Origin of the sequence: Novosphingobium organovorum, assembly GCF_022832435.1 — a bacterium.
Lineage (GTDB): Bacteria > Pseudomonadota > Alphaproteobacteria > Sphingomonadales > Sphingomonadaceae > Novosphingobium > Novosphingobium organovorum.
In genome coordinates this window covers 55,796-72,411 of sequence record NZ_JALHLF010000012.1, presented here as the reverse complement: position 1 = coordinate 72,411, position 16,616 = coordinate 55,796, and the positions used below count along the sequence as shown (strand labels likewise).

11 protein-coding genes and 2 pseudogenes are annotated in these 16,616 nt (G+C 61.8%); 10 read left to right on the top strand and 3 right to left on the bottom strand.

Features of this window, described 5'->3' with window-relative positions:
- Window positions 1–169: 169 nt before the first annotated feature.
- The 3 genes from MTR62_RS05660 to MTR62_RS05650 form a co-directional block, all read right to left on the bottom strand.
- Complete coding sequence (locus MTR62_RS05660) at window positions 170–505, bottom strand: immunity protein Imm33 domain-containing protein (RefSeq protein ID WP_244017849.1); 336 nt, start codon at window positions 503–505, stop codon at window positions 170–172.
- Window positions 506–778: 273 nt separating this feature from the next.
- On the bottom strand, window positions 779–1,015 hold the full coding sequence (locus tag MTR62_RS05655) for a hypothetical protein (protein ID WP_244017847.1): 237 nt from the start codon (window positions 1,013–1,015) through the stop codon (window positions 779–781).
- 525 nt (window positions 1,016–1,540) lie between these two features.
- Window positions 1,541–2,077, bottom strand: coding sequence for a hypothetical protein (locus MTR62_RS05650; protein ID WP_244017845.1), 537 nt, complete (start codon window positions 2,075–2,077; stop codon window positions 1,541–1,543).
- A 1,061-nt stretch (window positions 2,078–3,138) separates the two neighbouring features.
- Between MTR62_RS05650 and MTR62_RS05645 the strand changes: the two genes are divergently transcribed.
- From MTR62_RS05645 to MTR62_RS05600, 10 genes and pseudogenes are all read left to right on the top strand, one after another.
- Complete coding sequence (locus MTR62_RS05645) at window positions 3,139–3,924, top strand: PDDEXK-like family protein (protein ID WP_244017843.1); 786 nt, start codon at window positions 3,139–3,141, stop codon at window positions 3,922–3,924.
- A 9-nt stretch (window positions 3,925–3,933) separates the two neighbouring features.
- The gene (locus MTR62_RS05640; protein WP_244017841.1) at window positions 3,934–4,554 is read left to right on the top strand and encodes a hypothetical protein; all 621 of its coding nucleotides are present in this window, start codon (window positions 3,934–3,936) and stop codon (window positions 4,552–4,554) included.
- Window positions 4,555–4,668: 114 nt separating this feature from the next.
- Window positions 4,669–6,507 (top strand): sacsin N-terminal ATP-binding-like domain-containing protein, encoded by a 1,839-nt coding sequence (locus MTR62_RS05635; protein WP_407672611.1) that lies wholly within the window; start codon window positions 4,669–4,671, stop codon window positions 6,505–6,507.
- Window positions 6,483–9,923, top strand: a complete 3,441-nt coding sequence (locus tag MTR62_RS05630) for a DUF3883 domain-containing protein (protein WP_244017837.1) — start codon at window positions 6,483–6,485, stop codon at window positions 9,921–9,923. The genes MTR62_RS05635 and MTR62_RS05630 overlap by 25 nt, the downstream gene beginning before the upstream one ends.
- A 256-nt stretch (window positions 9,924–10,179) precedes the next feature.
- Window positions 10,180–10,942, top strand: a pseudogene (locus MTR62_RS05625) (IS110 family RNA-guided transposase); the annotation flags it as partial.
- Window positions 10,943–11,461: 519 nt separating this feature from the next.
- A complete protein-coding gene (locus MTR62_RS05620; protein WP_244017835.1) occupies window positions 11,462–11,656 on the top strand; it encodes a hypothetical protein in 195 nt (64 codons plus the stop codon).
- 236 nt (window positions 11,657–11,892) lie between these two features.
- Complete coding sequence (locus MTR62_RS05615; protein ID WP_244017833.1) at window positions 11,893–14,400, top strand: membrane-bound PQQ-dependent dehydrogenase, glucose/quinate/shikimate family; 2,508 nt, start codon at window positions 11,893–11,895, stop codon at window positions 14,398–14,400.
- 54 nt (window positions 14,401–14,454) lie between these two features.
- On the top strand, window positions 14,455–14,949 hold the full coding sequence (locus MTR62_RS05610; RefSeq protein WP_244017831.1) for a nucleoside deaminase: 495 nt from the start codon (window positions 14,455–14,457) through the stop codon (window positions 14,947–14,949).
- Window positions 14,871–15,743, top strand: coding sequence for a hypothetical protein (locus MTR62_RS05605; protein ID WP_327194381.1), 873 nt, complete (start codon window positions 14,871–14,873; stop codon window positions 15,741–15,743). The genes MTR62_RS05610 and MTR62_RS05605 overlap by 79 nt, the downstream gene beginning before the upstream one ends.
- Window positions 15,725–16,600, top strand: a pseudogene (locus MTR62_RS05600) (trehalase family glycosidase). The gene MTR62_RS05605 and the pseudogene MTR62_RS05600 overlap by 19 nt, the downstream one beginning before the upstream one ends.
- Window positions 16,601–16,616 lie beyond the last annotated feature (16 nt).

The following is a 16,616-nucleotide window of genomic DNA, read 5'->3' as shown; positions in this document are numbered from 1 at the left end:
CGCCGTTGGGCTGGTCGCAAGGCCAACTATTTGACAGCTTGGGGCGGCTTCGCGCCCTAGTCGGTCGTTTGAGGAACGATTTGGCGCGCCGAACAGCGGTTATTCCGGTTCCCTTGCCGGGCACGTTCGTTAGCAGCCGGGGTGGGTGCTGGATCGCGGAACCGCCACTTCAAATGTTCAGCAGGCTACTATCGGACCACACATCTTCATATTCCGGCGCGATCAAGAACCTCCACCCCGGAGGTAGTGCTAGATACGGCAGAGCGGCCGGGCAATCTTCTTGCAGATGATAGAGATGTACAGGCTTGAAGAAATCGTCTGCGTTCGAATAATCGCCCGACCAAATGAACCAGCCTGTTGAGCCTTTCTCAAACGGATGGCGCAGGCCGTGGAGCGGCATTTCTCCACACAGAGCGCTGTCAGAGATGCCAACCACACAGCTATCTTCTGGGGGCGTGAAATCAGCGCCGTAGCGCTTGCAGATGCCCTGTTGTGCTTCGATCATGCGGGTAATCTAATGCGGCAAATTCATAACGGCTACCGGGATGCTGATTTCCCGCCAACAAGTGTCGCTGATGGGATGCGTGCTGAAATTCTGTCACGCGCCGCAAGAAGCCGTCAGTTGGGTTACGCTTGCCTTCCCGATCGGCCAGTTGCCAGGATGGATGGCTAGCTTCCGTTCCGCAGGAATAATAGCAAATTCCGGTGAGCCTGCCCCATTGCGACTTGGTTAAGCCCATGCGGCGTCCGAGCGTTCGAAGGCGCAGATGCGTCAGAATCACTGCAGCTTGGCATAAGCTGTCGCGAATAGAAAGATCGAGCTGATCGAGCTTAGCCCGACGATAAACCAGTAGGTCGCCGGCGCATCCTTGCGCAGAAGGCCGCTGTTGCTCGCTGAAGCTGATCCGCTAAACAGGGCAAAGATTGTCCGCCCGGCGATCAAGATGCCTACAACAAGAGGGGCAACTGGTCCGTCCATTTGCCAGCGATACAACCGTTGTGTGAATGTCTGCAAGGGAGCATGTGCCGTCAACCTATAGATGCGCCCAAGCTGGTCGTTTGAGACCTCCCTGTGCACGCCTGAAACCTGCCGTAAATTCTTGGGGTAGGTATGTATTCCTTGCTTGTGGGGGCGGGCGTTGCCGCCATGACGAAAAAGAGATAATTATTCCGCAGCAGGGTTAGGGAGACGATTCATGCTTCCAGTTTGGGTTTATGTCGTGGTTGCGCTTTTTGTCGCGATGGTGGCTTTCGGCATTGGCCAAGTTTTCCCCGGCCTCGGTGTGCCTTTTGTGTTGCTAACTTGCACTGCATGGACCGCATTCTCTGTCCAACGACAGCGAAAGCTTAGTCGACCGAGCTGAGCCACCATTGGCTCCCCTGCGACAGAATCTAATTCCGGTTACGGATTTTTGGCGGCTTTGATCATGATGGCCGATGCGCGCCCTCGTCGGTCGCTCAGGACGGGATTTGACAATCCAGAGAGCCGCCTGTCCGGTTACGCTTATCGACCAGATCGATCAGATGCTGGGATGGGTGGCTAGGCACCGCTCTTGCTCGGAGGCTGGACCGGTAATGGGCCGAACTTGAAGGAGTGCTGCCAACCTTTTGCTTCGATAACTCGGCCACCTTTGAACTTGAATTGAACTTGCGAAACCCAGCGGTCGGCGGCGTCAATGAATTCTACTGAAACCGCGTGTTCCCCACACCCCTGCGTCGGAGCATCCATGTAATCCCAACCGAGAAACCTAAACTCGGTCGCTTTCATCTTAGCCGCCAGGGCCTTCGCTCCAGAAATTCCGCTTCCGAGAGGCCTTCCAACGTCTCCTCCTCCGAGACTGAATTCGGCGGCACTATCGAGCAAGCGTGCCAACCGAGGACCTAAGTCAGAACCGGTCATGGCGGGCGCAGCAGCAATGAGTTCGACTGCACGATGCGCGAGCACATCGTGCAATTCCCGAGCAGAAGTAATATTCTCCAATTCGCACGATTGCACTGGGGTGGCAGCGGCGAAGAATAGGGCGGCAGCGATCATCATTGAAAACTGGCGCAAACCAGCGAGGTCCGCAATGGGCATGTGCGACCAGCCTGCTTGCGCCCTTGTCGGTCGCTCCAGGGGCGATTTGATGCGCCAGTGAGCCGACATTCCGCATAGCCGGGCACGAAATTTTGCAGGCCTCTACGATAGGTGCTCTGGGTGTCCGATCTAGCAGATCCAATTGAGGGGGCTTAGTTGCCCCAAAGTCCGAGCGTCTGGCCAAGAAAACTAACCAACGTCCCGACCACCACAATCAAGACCCCGATTAATCGGATGCGCTTCCAGAGCCGAAAACCCTCGCTCTCGTCCAAAATCATGATCCTGCTATCGAAACAGCGATCAGGATATGTCAGCACTTGACGGTGACGGCAATGGGGGGCGTGACCCTCCCCGCAACGCAGCGATGCGCCCATCCAAGTCGTTCAGTCAGGAAATTAACGCGCCTGTGAGCCGTCAGTCCGGTTAGGACGGAGGTTGGGACGAAGCCGCGGTTCTCTGTGGCTCAGCCGAACGATGGCTTTTGGCCTATGACTTGCCAGTCGGTTATCCATTCTGATTTTGACTACGCGGATTGGTTTGCTGTGATAAAGTCGACCGCGGCTCGTTGTGTGCCGCAGCGGTAGAGCATACCGCTTCCAACGTTGGGGTCGCGGGTTCGAATCCCGCTCCCCCCTCCAAGTCGAAGGTTACGAATATGGATAGCTGGTGTAGCCCATTACCTCAGGAACACGGTCCTACGCTTTATGGCGCCGCGGCAAGGAATAAGCGCCTGAGCCTTGTTCCTGGCGGCGTCGATGGCGTCATTGCGATGGCATCTCGGTTTGTGCTGGCGCAAGTGCCGAATGCAATTGCGCGGCGCCGTTAGCGCGGAGCGAGCGAAGCCTTCGCTTCCACCGTCGAATCCCGGGATATGGTAGTGCCCTCCGCTTATGGTTGTAGGGCACTACTTTGAACCGCTTCAGCTTGTCGTAACCAGTCTCGCAGGGGCACTGACCCATGGAGACGGTAAAGTCGCCTCGACGGCCTTAATTCCGAACGCTCATTCAGTTCCGGCCCGCAACTGATGAGTGTCGAACCGTGGTCTATGCCTTGTGTCCGGTATGAAACCATCCATTCCCGATCCGTCTGCGCTGACAGCTTTGATGAGCGGTCTCAGAGGCTGCTTCGCCAAAGACGAGAGTCGGATCGCAGCTAGACTTCCCCGGCTACTAAACATTCTTCGTGGCCTTGCGCTCGAAAATCCTTATGAAACCGCCGCCGATTCCAAGCCGCCTGCATCAGCTGCAATCGCCAACCTTCTGGACAACGCGCGCGAACCCTTTGGATCGCTCGATGGCTCTGGCCTACTCTCCGATCCGTGGGCTGCTGCGGCGCTGCGACGGGACGAAGTGCGTAACGCTTCGGTACTGCGCTGGTTCTTGGATCCCCGGGGCAACCACGGTTGCGGCGACGCGATCTTAAAGAATCTTCTAGCGCGGGTAGCCACGAAGCTCACCGATAGTTTCCCCGAAATTCCATCGCCTGGCTGCTTGGTATCTGTTGAGCAGTGCCCGGATGGCGACCGCGCGAACCGAGTGGACATCCAAGTCGATGATACAGCTTTCTTTCTGGTGATCGAAGTAAAAATCGACGCTCCCGACCAAAATCGCCAGTTGGAACGCTATTGTGCCATCGCAGCCGCGCGGACCGGAGGTGCGCGGCCCTGGGCAGTCGTTTACTTGACTGCGGGAGGTCGGCCAGCGGCGACTGCAGGGCATCTAGTCAACCGAGTAGTCGCGCTGTCGTGGTCTCAATTAGGAGCCTCGCTTCGCGAGGCGGCGCGCGCCCTTGCTCCAATACCGAGTTTCCTCGCGACGTCGTTCGCCAACCACGTTTCCAACCTTTAGGATTGATTAATGGCTAAAGACGACTTCATCAGGGCCGGAGTGGCTATTCTGAGTGATTTGGCACTGTTCAACCAAGCTAGCATTTTCTTCGAAGAAAACGTCGACCCTGTTATCAGGGCGGCGGTAGGCGATCTGGTGAAAGAGTGGATGGAGCGTAAAAACTGGCAGGGGGACTCAGATGGCTCCGATTCCCTGACGGACATCGTGCTCTGGCCAGACGCGTGGAAGGAAGGGGAGGATTTACCGTTCGCGCGCTTCAGCTTAGGCTACCGCGACGAGGCCACCACTAACTCGTACGAGGTTGCCGACTTATTTGGCTCTGGCCAGACCGAATTTGGTTTCCGATTTTCGCCAGAGCATAGTTGGTTTGGGGGAAAATCGGCTTGGAATGTATTCGCAAAGACCATCGGCAACCAGATTGACCCGTTGACCAAGGCCGGATGGCTTCACGAAGGAAAGGGGATATTCTTCCGCTCCGTGACGCTGACTGCGGAACGCGTGGCGTCCGCATGGGAGAGCAAGGACTGGAGTGAGGCGCTGGCGCCTCTTACCGCTGCGCTAGATGGACTTGAGATGGACCGGCCGCTCTTTGACAGCATACTGTATAAGGCAAAGCCGAAGCAGGGATAAGTATCTGACGATCTTAAGTATTTTGCGAGATCGAGACGCCATGCCGTGGACCGGGGGGAATACATGCAATATAGAGGTCAGACCAAGGGATCAGACCTGCAGTTCGTGACGAACATGCCCCGCTCGCCTGAAGACGATGCCGGCAAATCGCCAGATCAAAAGCTGAATGACACTTTCGTTGCCCAGCTGCGAAACGCCGTCGACGCCGCACAGTCCGGCCTTCTCACCTACGAGAGCCTTCGCAACGTCAGCGAGGTGATCGGCGGCGAGTATGGCGACCGGGTAATCTTCGAACTCGTGCAGAACGCGCACGATGCACACGTGGAAGGCGACGCCGGCGCCGTACTCCTCAAGCTTGTGATCGACGGACCCAAGGAAGCAGACCTCTTCGTGGCCAACATGGGCAAAGGTTTCAGCTGGGAAAATGTGAACGCGATCCGCAACGTCGGGGTCTCAAGCAAGTCGGTCGGCGAGGGCATCGGCAACAAGGGTCTCGGATTCCGCAGCGTCGAAACACTCACCGAAGACCCGCACATCTATTCGCAGCCTGTCGCGAAGCCCTCCGATGCGTTCGACGGCTTCTGCTTCCGGTTCGCGCGGCGCGACGAGATACAGGCGCAGACGGAGCAGATCGCCGATGTCGAGATCGCCGAACGCGTCGCTCAGGTGCTTCCGAGATACCTCGCTGCCGTTCCGGTCAGTTCGCAGTCGAACAAGATCCGCCAGTTCGCTAAGGACGGCTTCGCTACGGTCGTTCATCTCCCTCTCCGCAGCGAAAATGCCGTCTCAGTCGCAAGAGAGCAGGCCAATGCACTCGCGGACATTGAGGTGCCGTTGCTGCTGTTCCTCGACCGGCTCTCAAGCGTGACAATAGAAATCCACGAGGCGGGCTTGGTCAAAAGAAGGACGCTCACCCGCAGGGTGCTCGACCGGCCGAAACCCGCCGAGACTTCTCCAGTCGGCTACGAGATTGTCAGCATCGGTCCGGGCACAAGGCGCTACCTGATCGCCCGCAGGATGGTTGATCGCACCCGACTGCTGCAGTCGGTCGAAGCGAGCATCGCGAAGGAACCGCAACTGGCAAGGTGGCGCGATTGGCAAGGCGAACCGCGGGTAGCGGTGGCCGTATCCCTCTCTGGTAGCGACGTGGAGGGCGGCCGAACCTACAACTTTCTCCCGATGGCGTCCGAAGTGCCGTCGCCCATCCGCGGCCACGTCGATGCGCCATTCTACGCCTCGATCGACCGCAGGCGCGCGAACTTCGATCTCCCGCTCAACGCGTTCCTTCTCGACGAACTGGCCGAGACCGCGATACGCGCCGCCGCCGAACTCAAACCGATCTCGAAGGAGATCGGACGCAACCCAATCTTCGATCTGGCGGCCTGGTCGCCTGAGGACGTGACTCGCCTGCACCGCGCGTCGCTTCGGGCGGGCTTTGATTGGCGGGATCGCGATGTCGTCCCGACTGCCGGTAGCATGGACAGCTGGACTACATTCCGAGCGGCGTATATATGGCAGGAACAGGGCTACAAACTGCTCCGCGTCCGGCGCCTCGTTAAAGCAGGCGTAGAGGACGTCGCCGATCCCAGTCTCGATAGCCAACGCCTCGATCGACTTCACCGCCTGATGAGTGCGGAGAACCTTCGCTCGGTGCCGGACGAACGGGAACTCTCCGACTGGATCGAAAGAGTTGCAAAGTCTCTCCAAGAGGACGGCTCTGCGCTCCGCACCTGGGCGACCCTCTACGAGGAATGCAGGAAGGCGTTACCCACGGTCAGCGCACTCCGAAATCTGGCCAGCAAGTCGATCTTCATGACGCGGGACCGCGGATTGCTCGAGGCGATGACCTCCGTCGGCCAAGCGCCAGTCTTCGTCCGCGATGCGACGGGCTCCCGTGACAAGGATCGTGCACCGCTGCCCCCCCGTCCTTGGCCAGCAAGTTCGCGATCCTGAACGATGCCATCGCGATGACCCCCGAGGTCGTCTCGGACTTCTTGAAGGCGGGTCTCCTTCGCCGCTACGATCCGCTGCATGCCCTGCAGAGCGTGCAATCGACGTTCGGCGACAAGCCTGCTCCTAAACGTCGGCAGGCCGCACTGAAATGGGCGTTCGACGTTTGGAGGTCGGAAGGCCCGAAGTCCGAAAAGATACTCAAGGCGGTTGATCTTCACGTCGAGACACGCAGCGGATGGCAACCAGCCAGCTCGGCGAGATTCTCGGAGGGATGGACTTCGGAAGGGCGAAAGCTGTCGACCTACCTCTCCGAGTCGGCGCCGCTGTCTCTCGACTGCGCGCGTGCGGCTGACCTGTTGCTGCTCCAAGAGCCGGACTGGGCTCCAAAGCTAGAGGGCGGCCGCAAGCAGTGGATCGAATTCCTGCGCGCGGCGGGCGTTCGGGACGGCCTGCCGCTTCTAGCTGATGAGGAGGCGCCGATGAGCGGAACGCCGATCTGCATCTGGAACTCCTTCCGCAGCACGCCGGCGGTGAAGCTGGGAAGATCGGCCGCCTGGGTCACGCTCAATTCCAAGAGTCATCTGCCAAACCCGCTCACCGACTACTCCCGCAAGGGCGAGCTGTGGCGCATCCCCGGGCAAATAGAGCACAGCAAGCTGCCGACCGAGGCACGGCACCGACTCGCGGAGCTAATCATGATCCAGCTCGCGAATGAAGATCAGCAATGGTTGCGCTGGAAGCTGGGCAGATACGAGCGCTGGGGCGCCGAACAGAACGAATGCACCCTGCACACGCCTGCCGCAGCGTTCATCGCCCTGGCACGCTGGATGCCCGTCGATGGAGAGACCGGCCGCTTCGAACGGCCATCCAGCCTTTGGTGGAGCACCGAGCGGAAGCAGCGCCCGCCACGCTACGTGGATCGACCTCGGGAACGGCTCGCGGAACTCATAGATGAGGAGAAGCACCTCTCATCCGCGATGTTCTCGACGCCGGTTGCAATGCGGGATTGGTCGAGGAAGGACGAGGCCGTGAGAAGGCTCGCCGACCTCGCTGGCGGCATTGCTAATCTCGAACCTCGCGATCGCGTCGCCTTCAGGAAGACCTACCAGGCCGCTTGGGCCGATATGTGCAAGTCGGAGCTTCCGCTGCCTGCGACCATTCCGCTGGCTGTGGTCACATCCGCTGGCCCCGCTGTCCTTAATGGAAACGCGGACACCAAGCCCCGCGTGTTCGTCACGGGTGACCCGCTGCAGGCCGAGACCAAGGCGGTCGTCGCCGCCGGCCAACCGGTACTCGAGCTGGCGGAGGCGGAGCATGTCGGCGCTGCGCTCGATCGGCTGACTGCCAGCGGCGGCTTCGACGTCCTGGGCATCGATCCCAAGCAGGTCGGTGTTCTGGTCGAAGACGAACCGATGGTGGCCTCCCTCGCCGACCCCCTGCTCGTCGCCGACGGGCTCGACTGGCTACCTGAAGCTGCGGTCCTAGCGAACGAGGTCCTCGGCCAAGGCCTCGAGCGCCAGATCTCGAGCGCCACGGTAGATCAACGGCTTCGGCGGATCCGCCTACGTCAATGCGGAACGATCAAGCTGTCCGTTGCGGGTGCCGCCGTCGAGGATGTGCTGCCCTTCTACGCGCTGCCGGACGACGATCTGCCGACGCTCGTGATCGGAAATCACCAGGATATCAGCTGGGCCGTCCTTGCCGATGCTGCCCCGGCGCTCTCAACCCTCCTCGATAGACGCATGAGGTCGCTCGAAATTCTTCTGCTCCGGCTCGCGGCACGTGGCGCGTCCCTCGATCCTCGGCAACGGCCGAGCGACGAGGCGCTTGCGCGCGCTCTGGGTTGCAAGCTGGAACTCGTGCAGGAGCATTCGCTCGCGCTGCGGACGGATGGCGGCTTTCTCGTCGGGCGACTGCTGCCGGTAATTGCTTGCATCACCGATCTCGATACGGCGCAGTCGATCGGCGCGACGCTCGGGAGCTCTGCATTGCGATCGCAGGTTCTGCGAGCACTGGAAGCCATCGCCGACAGGCTTCCCATCCCGCCGACCGCCCTGCTCGACGAACTGGCCCGCCCAGACCTCGCAGAGGTGCGGCGAGCCCTCGATCTGAACTACAAACGTCTCAACGAGATGCTGATCGCGCTAGGCCGGCCGCCGCTCTCGAACGAAGGCGAGCTGCGGCGCCTGTTCGAGACGTGGAAGGGTGAACTCGCCGGGCCTGCGCTGGAGCGGCTGCGTCGGCGGTTTTTGCCGGAGTTCCAAAGCGGCTCGACACTTGACCGGTATGTAACTCTCCGGTCGCTCGACTTCCTCGAGTTCCAAGAAGACTGGATCCTCGATCGCGAGCGTCTGGATAAGGGCGACGTGCAGGCGCTTCTGGATGCGCGTCTTGACGAACTTGTTGGCGATGACATCCAACGCGAACTCGAACCCGTCCAGCAGGTCCGCGCTGGTTCCAGACGTGCTCTTGCGCGCTTCATCGACGCGGCCGCACCGGTCGTGGGAGCCTGGTGCTTCCGGGAGAAGCAGGTCAATCCATGGACCGACGGCTCACTCGCGGTGCTCAAGACGATCGACCAGCAAGGCCTACTCGATTTCGCAACCGTTGAACCGGACGGAGAGTTGACGACGGTCGTCCGGGCGAAATGCTGGCCCGCAGGCATGCCACAGACCGTCGATGCAACCGCTCTCGGCCTCGACCCAGACGATCTCCGCGGCGAGAAGCAACGGGAGCAGGACCGCAAGGACCAGGTGGAAGCCGAGAGGCGGACGATCAGCTTCGGAAGCATCCCGCTCGACACGCGCGCTAGAGAATTCGCCCGAAGTCTGACCGACTTAGCGGAAGCGAGCATGGCGGACGGGGAATGGCTGACCCGTTCCCGCCGGAGGTTTAACCTTGTCGAGCAGGCGCAGTCGGAGACGCGCCGCGGGAGAACAAGCGGCAAGAGCGGCAGGCGACGACGACCCGAGCGGCTCACCGAGGACGTTAAATCCGCGATGGGGTTCGCAAGCGAGTACCTCGCAAGCCGCTTCCTGGCGGAGAAGCACAAGGAGCGTTTCAATGACCGCTGCTGGGTGTCGGAGAACAGGCGCCTGCTTGAGATTGATTGGGACGGCGACGACGCACTCGGCTTCGACTTCCGGGTCCAAACGGTGGAAGTGGAATGGCGATACGAGGTGAAGTCCAACCTCGATGACGCCTTCGAATTCGAATTCACGCAGAACGAGATGCGCATCGCCGCCGAGTGCGCCGCCGACACCACCCGGCGGTACAGGATACTCTACGTCCCATTCGCCTTCGATCCGACGCGCTGGCGCGTCATGGAGCTTCCGAACCCGATGAGTTCGCGGGGACGCAGCCTTTTCAAGGCGCTCGGAACTGGCGCGACGCGGTTCAAATTCGAAACGAGGTGACTTCGACAGCGCGAGCGCCGCAGTGCACCTCTTCATATCAGTCTGATCCGGGACACGCTTAGACCAGAGAAAATGTTCGTTGCGTCGCCAGCCGTCTGTTCGGACTGTTTGGGAACGTCGGCCCCTCGCAGGAGGGGCCATTTATCGTCACTGGCTCGTACGGCATATGTTGGTTGGCAGCCAACGGTGTGTGAGGGTCGGCTATCCCTACAACCCTGGCTACTGACCGGACATTCGCCTATCGGCCCAGAAATGTGCGGTAGATGCCGAGGCGATCTGCGAGGCGGCACAGCGACCGAACATGCGCTTCGTGGCGGTCAAAAGCGAAGAGCAACAGGCATCCGGGCTGGTGTTTCGGACCCCGCGATCTGCTGGTGCGTCAGCGTACGCAACTGATCAATGCGATCCGGGGGCATCTCACTGAGTATGGCTGGGTGGCGCCAAAGGGGCCGTCGCACGTTGCGATGCTTGGTGACCTGCTCGAAGACGAGATTGGCTCTTTGCTTCCTGAGGCAGCCAAGACGACGTTTCGCACGATGCTGGATCTTCTGGAGGAACTGAACGACAGGATTGGTGATCTCGACAAGGAGATCGCCCGGCGGGCACGCGAGGATGCAATTGCCAGGCGGCTCATGACGATCCCCGGCGTCGGGCCGATCACGGCCACGGCCATTGCCGCACTGGCGCCGCCGGCCGAGACCTTCGCCAAGGGCCGGGACTTTGCCGCATGGCTCGGCTTGGCGCCGCGGCAGCTGTCGACAGGAGGCAAACAGAAGCTGGGTTCAATCACGAAGATGGGCGAGCGAACACTCAGGCGTCTACTCATCATCGGTAGCAGCGCTGTCGCGCTGCAGGCGAGCAAACGAGGCGCTCCGGTAGGGTCATGGCTCGAGCAGATGCTGGCCAGGAAGCCGCGCATGTTGGTGACCGTCGCGCTTGCCAACAAGACTGCGCGGATCATCTGGGCATTGCTCATGAGCGAAGAGGATTACAGAGCTCCGGTCGCAGCTGCGGCGTAAGCCAAAGCGGACCAGGGGTCGTCGGAGGACGTAGTCGGTCGAAGGAGGGTATGGCGCAACAGTCGGCGAGACGGGGCTGGAAAAACCAGGGCTTTCCACCGTGCCACGAGCACGCTTAGGGTGATATGGTTTCAGTCCGCGAACTCCCACACGGGCCCGCAGCCTCTGGTGCTGCATCAGAGGCCGGACAGATGGCAGCATTCGACTACGTGCCTGATCTCCTAAATACCGCTTGCGTTCGTGCGGGCGTCCACAGATGGACCGGGGATCGCCTTCTTTGGGTGGCTGACGCCCCGGCCCCAGCCAGTTTGCGCGTTTCTGGCTGTCGCGTACCAGATTCAGTACGAGGCCCTCTGCGCCAATACGCTCGACCGCCGGTTTGCTCCCTTCCATCAGCCGCAGGAGAGCGACACGAACGGTCAGCCGCCGGGCCTGAGCCATGTTGCCGGGCCCGGCCCACGCCGGTTGCCGGATTGTCACGCCGTGCAGCACGAGGGGCGGCGTGAAGGAGAGTGCGGGATGCCGTTCGATTGCCCCGATTGCGACGCGCGTGCCCAGCCGGGCGTCGAGCCGGTCGGTGATCGGACCTTTGACGAGAGAAAAGGGAAAAGCTGCAGCGCCCATCACGAGCAGCGCGGCGATCATGGCCAGTGCGACGAGGATCCGACGCACCCGATCAACGTTGCGGCCTGTCATGTGCTGCTGGTCTCGTGATTGCGCCGACAAGGGCGAAAAACCCGCGACCCGAGGGGAGGTTGCCGAGGTTCGCGTTGCAGGCCCTCGATACGGTCTGGTCGGGACGATTTTCGGAAATGCTTCCAAAGCTTTTCCGGATCAATTCGGAACATTGCCGGGGGCGATGCATTCCCGAGTCACCCTAGAGCCTGAGTGAGCTGGTCGAGTTTGGACAGGCCGCGAACCCTCAAAGCCCATTGCCGGATGCCGCTATCATGACCTTTCCGTCCTCTTTCGCACGCTCCTGGCTGGCCATCGCCACAGGAGTTCTTCTCGCGCTGATCGGCCTTGTGCTGCTGGGCGGGGGGGTATGGCTCGCCTGGTTGGGGGGCTCGCCCTATTACCTCGTCACCGGCGCGGCCATGATCGTGGCGGGCGTCCTGCTCGTTCTTGGCCGCCCGGCGGGCGGGTGGCTCTACGTCGCTATCTTCGTCTGCACCGTGCTTTGGGCATTTTGGGAAGCGGGGGATGATGCCTGGGCGCTCGTTCCGCGGATTTTCGCTCCGGCGGTCCTGCTGATCCCGGTGATCTGTTCGCTCGCTGCGCTGGGGCGCAGGGCGGGGCGCTGGCGCGTGGCGGCGCTGTCCTGCGCGGGGACGGTGGTCGCGGTCGGCGCCTTGTTCGCGATCGTCGGCACGCTCGACGGGGCTGGACGGCCGGGCGATCTTCCTGCTGCACGCATGGCGATGAGCGATCCTTCGTTGCAGACCGCCGGGAAGGACTGGCCGCAATATGGCGGTTCGTTCGCCGGGCACCGCTATTCGCCGCTGACCCAGATAACCCCCGCCAACGTCGGCACGCTCACGCGTGCCTGGAGCGTGCACACCGGCGACATGCCATCGGACAAGGCCAAGGGCACCTATGGGGCCGAGAACACGCCTCTCAAGATTGGCGACACGCTTTACGTGTGCACGCCCAAGAACATCGTGATCGCCTACGATCCGGCGACCGGTGACCAGAAGTGGCGCTTCGATCCCCGCGTGCCCGACAGCGCGATCCCCTACACCGCCGCCTGTCGCGGTGTGAGCTACTACGATGCGAACGCGGACGGGGCCGGGCAGGCGCAGGGCCAGCCCGGCGTGGAGGACTCCGGTGTCGTCGCGGCCAACTATGCAGCGACGCCGTCGGAAACGGCGAAGATCGTGAGCGCCGCGAGCCGCAGTTCCGATCCGGCCTGCACGCGCCGCATCGTCTTCGGCACGCTCGATGCGCGCATTTTCGAGATCGATGCAGACACCGGCGAGCGCTGCGGCGATTTCGGCACCAACGGCGAGATCGACACCACCAGGGGCATGGGCAAGGTGCCTGCCGGATACGTTTCGATCAATTCTCCCCCGGCGATCGTCGATGGCGTGATCGTGACCGGACACCAGGTCACCGACGGACAGGATCGCTGGTCGCCTTCGGGGGTGATCCGTGGCTACGACGTCAGGACCGGACAGCTTGTCTGGGCCTGGGACATGATGCATCCCGACTGGACCAAGGCGCCGCCCGAGGGCCAGACCTGGTCGCGCGGCACGCCCAACATGTGGACCATCGCTTCGGGCGATGAGAAGTTGGGGCTGGTCTACCTGCCGATGGGCAACAGTTCGGCGGACTATTATTCGGGGCTGCGCACCCCGGTCGAGAACGAATACGCGACCTCGCTGGTGGCGCTCGACGTGAAGACCGGCAAGCCACGCTGGCATTTCCAGGCCGTGCGCAACGATGTCTGGGACTATGACCTGGGCAGCCAGGCCTCGCTGATCGACTTTCCCACCAAGGCGGGCATGGTGCCGGCGATCGTGCTGCCCTCCAAGCAAGGCGACATCTACGTGCTCGACCGGCGCACCGGCAAGCCGCTGACGCCCGTGGGCAAGATCCGGACGCCGCTTGGCGGGGTGGAGCCGCGAATGCGGGCCAGGACGCAGAAGGTGTCGCTGTGGCATACCCTGCGCAAGCCGCCGCTGACCGAGAAGGACATGTGGGGCATGTCCCCGATCGACCAGATGGTTTGCCGCATCCAGTTCCGTGAGGCATCGTATCAGGGCTTCTACACCCCGCCGACGGACAAGCGCCGCTCGATCGAGTACCCGGGCTACAATGGTGGTTCGGATTGGGGCAGCCTTGCGATCGACCCCGAGCGCGGCGTGATCATCGCCAATTACAACGACATGCCCAACTACGTGAAGCTGGTCCCGCGCAAGGTCGCCGATGCCTTGGGCTGGGAGCCGCGCGACCAGAGCAATGGTCCGATCGGCGGCGCCGAAGGCGCGGGCGATCCACAGGCGAACACCCCCTACGCGGTCGACGTCAACGCGGGCTGGCGCTTGCCGTTCACCGGCATGTTGTGCAAGGAGCCTCCCTATGGCGGCATTCAGGCGATCGACATCGCGACGGGCAAGACGATCTGGGATCGCCCGCTCGGCACCGCGCGCAAGAATGGTCCCTTCGGTATTGCCAGTCACCTGCCGTTGACTATCGGCACGCCGAACAATGGCGGGGCGGTGATCACCCGCAGCGGCCTCATCTTCATCGCCGCAGCCACGGACGATCTGATCCGCGCCATCGACATGAAGACCGGCAAGACCGTCTGGCAGGACGCGCTACCCGGAGGCGGACAGGCCACGCCGATGATCTACGAGGAACACGGCAAGGAGTACCTCGTCATCTATGCTGGCGGCCACCACTTCATGGAAACGCCGGTCAGCGACCAGGTCATCGCTTATGCCCTGCCCGGCTGAAGTGGGACATACGCCGGTCAGGGGGCTTGTCGGGCCGAGCGGGAGGCGAGGGTGATGCCTTGTGCTGAAGACGAGCGCTGGATGGCCCAGGCCATCGCCCTTGCCAAAACGAAGGGCAGCACGCCGCAAGACACCCCCATCGCGGCGATCATCGTACGCGATGGGGCGGTGATCGCCACGGGAACGAACCAGACATGCGAAACCTGCGACGCCACTGCGCACGCCGAGATGGTGGCATTCCGAGCAGCCGGGCCTGCGTCGGGTTCGATGGATCTGCGCGGGGCAACACTCTATTCGACGTTGCAGCCCTGCGGGATGTGTACCATGGCCTCGATCTGGACTAAAGTGGAGCGGATCGTTTACGGCGCGGGGCGCGACGAGGTGCACCGCATGTATTTCGAGGACCGTCATCTCGACACCATGGATTTCATCGCGGATGCCTGGCGCGAGGATCTCGTTCTGGACGGCGGATGTCTCGCTGCGCAATGCGCCGCGCTCTACTTCGGGCCGAACGACGCGGTGCCAGCCGAATTGCAGGGCAATATCTGAAGCGTGGTGCCTCTTGTCGGGACAGGCCGGTGGGGGCGGGGCAGACAGAATTTCCGCGCGGCGCGGGACCTGCGCGAAGGGATGCGGACCTCTCCGGGCGCGGGCTCGGTCGCGCGCGAGCCCTGGCATCGATCGTACGCCTGCTCGATACCGGGCGCATTCGTGTCGGCAACGAGGACTACGCCCGGACCAACGGCAGTTTCGGTGCAACTACGCTGCGTCGACGGCATGCCCGGTTGAAATCGGATGGGGTGCACCTTCGCTTCGAGGCGAAATCGGGACGAACCTGCGAGATGACGGTCACCGACCGGGGACTGCTGCGCTTCGTCAAGCAGTTGATGGATATTCCCGGCCAGACGCTGTTTCGCTATCGCGACGAGGACGGGCGCTTCCATGCGATCACCTCGAGTCTGGTCAACGACTACATTCGCGAGGCGGGCGGGGGTAAGCGTACGGCCAAGGATTTCCGGACCTGGCGTGCGAGCGTTCTGGCCTTTACCTTCCTGCGCGACAATTTTTCGGTCGAGGGGGCGGGCGAACGCCGCTCAAAGACCTGCTTGCGCATGTCTCGCGCCATCTGGGCAACACCCCCCGCGATAGTGTGCAAGGCTTATATCCATCCGCAATTGATCGCCGCCGCGCGTGCGCCTTCGCCGTACTTTCTGGAGGTGGCCTTGCCGCGCCGGACCAGGTGGCTCTCACGTTATGAAAGAGGCTTGATGGCGTTCCTTGCTACGCCTGGGGACGAGCACGCTAGGGGAGAGACGGACGAAATATTGGAGCGGTCGAACTGACCCGGGTCTTTCCCGACAGCAAGACCTTCGCCGCCATGATCGCGCGAAGTCCCAGCGCGCAGATCATGGCGGACTATCGCAAGGAGCGCCCGCAAACGCGTGTCGAGCTATCGGCTTTCGTTGCCCGCAATTTCGCACCGGTCGATCAAGCGGACGTCGACCAGGCTGGCAACGATCAGGTGCGCATCGATCGCGGCAGGGCGCGCGCTTTGATGATGCGCACGCATATCCGCGCGCTCTGGCCGATTCTGACCAGGCCTGCGATCGCGGTCGAGCCCGGTTCGTCCCGGCTCGCTCTCAAGCACACTTATGTCGTCGCCGGCGGACGCATCGGCGAGATGTACTACTGGGACAGCTATTTCACGATGCTCAGCCTCAAGGCCGATGGAAAGGATGTGCTCGTCGAGGCGATGCTGGCCAAGTTCGTGGATCTGGTCGCGCGTTAGGGGCATGTTCCCAACGGAACCCGCAGCTATTGCCTCACCCGTTCCCAACCCCCTTTTCTGGCCCTGATGATGGATTTGTCCAATGCGGACGATGGCGCCGTCGCGCGGCGACGGCTGGGCGCGCTCAGAAGCGAATATGACTTTTGGATGGCAGGGGCGGACTGTCTTGGAGCACGAGGGGCGTGCAAACCTGTCGTACGCATGCCCGATGGTGCCTTGCTCAACCGCTACTGGGATACACGTTCGGTCGGATGCACTCCGCGAAAACCGTCAAGCCCCACAGGCGCGCCGCACGACACCGCGCCATTTCCTGACTCTACCGTCCTTAGCCCTAATCATTATGTTGGGAGCGACAGTTACTTTCAAAATTTGCCGGGCCAATTCATTGGCTTCGTTGCATCGGGCGAATAGGCGCCCACGGGGCCGC

What these genes read in the sequence shown, in the direction of transcription:
- MTR62_RS05640 (WP_244017841.1), top strand. Translation starts at nt 3,934, where the DNA reads ATGGCTAAAGACGACTTCATCAGGGCCGGAGTGGCTATTCTGAGTGAT.
- MTR62_RS05650 (WP_244017845.1), bottom strand. Translation starts at nt 2,077, where the DNA reads ATGCCCATTGCGGACCTCGCTGGTTTGCGCCAGTTTTCAATGATGATC.
- MTR62_RS05660 (WP_244017849.1), bottom strand. Translation starts at nt 505, where the DNA reads ATGATCGAAGCACAACAGGGCATCTGCAAGCGCTACGGCGCTGATTTC.
- MTR62_RS05615 (WP_244017833.1), top strand. Translation starts at nt 11,893, where the DNA reads ATGACCTTTCCGTCCTCTTTCGCACGCTCCTGGCTGGCCATCGCCACA.
- MTR62_RS05645 (WP_244017843.1), top strand. Translation starts at nt 3,139, where the DNA reads ATGAAACCATCCATTCCCGATCCGTCTGCGCTGACAGCTTTGATGAGC.
- MTR62_RS05635 (WP_407672611.1), top strand. Translation starts at nt 4,669, where the DNA reads ATGCCCCGCTCGCCTGAAGACGATGCCGGCAAATCGCCAGATCAAAAG.
- MTR62_RS05605 (WP_327194381.1), top strand. Translation starts at nt 14,871, where the DNA reads ATGTCTCGCTGCGCAATGCGCCGCGCTCTACTTCGGGCCGAACGACGC.
- MTR62_RS05610 (WP_244017831.1), top strand. Translation starts at nt 14,455, where the DNA reads ATGCCTTGTGCTGAAGACGAGCGCTGGATGGCCCAGGCCATCGCCCTT.
- MTR62_RS05620 (WP_244017835.1), top strand. Translation starts at nt 11,462, where the DNA reads ATGCCGTTCGATTGCCCCGATTGCGACGCGCGTGCCCAGCCGGGCGTC.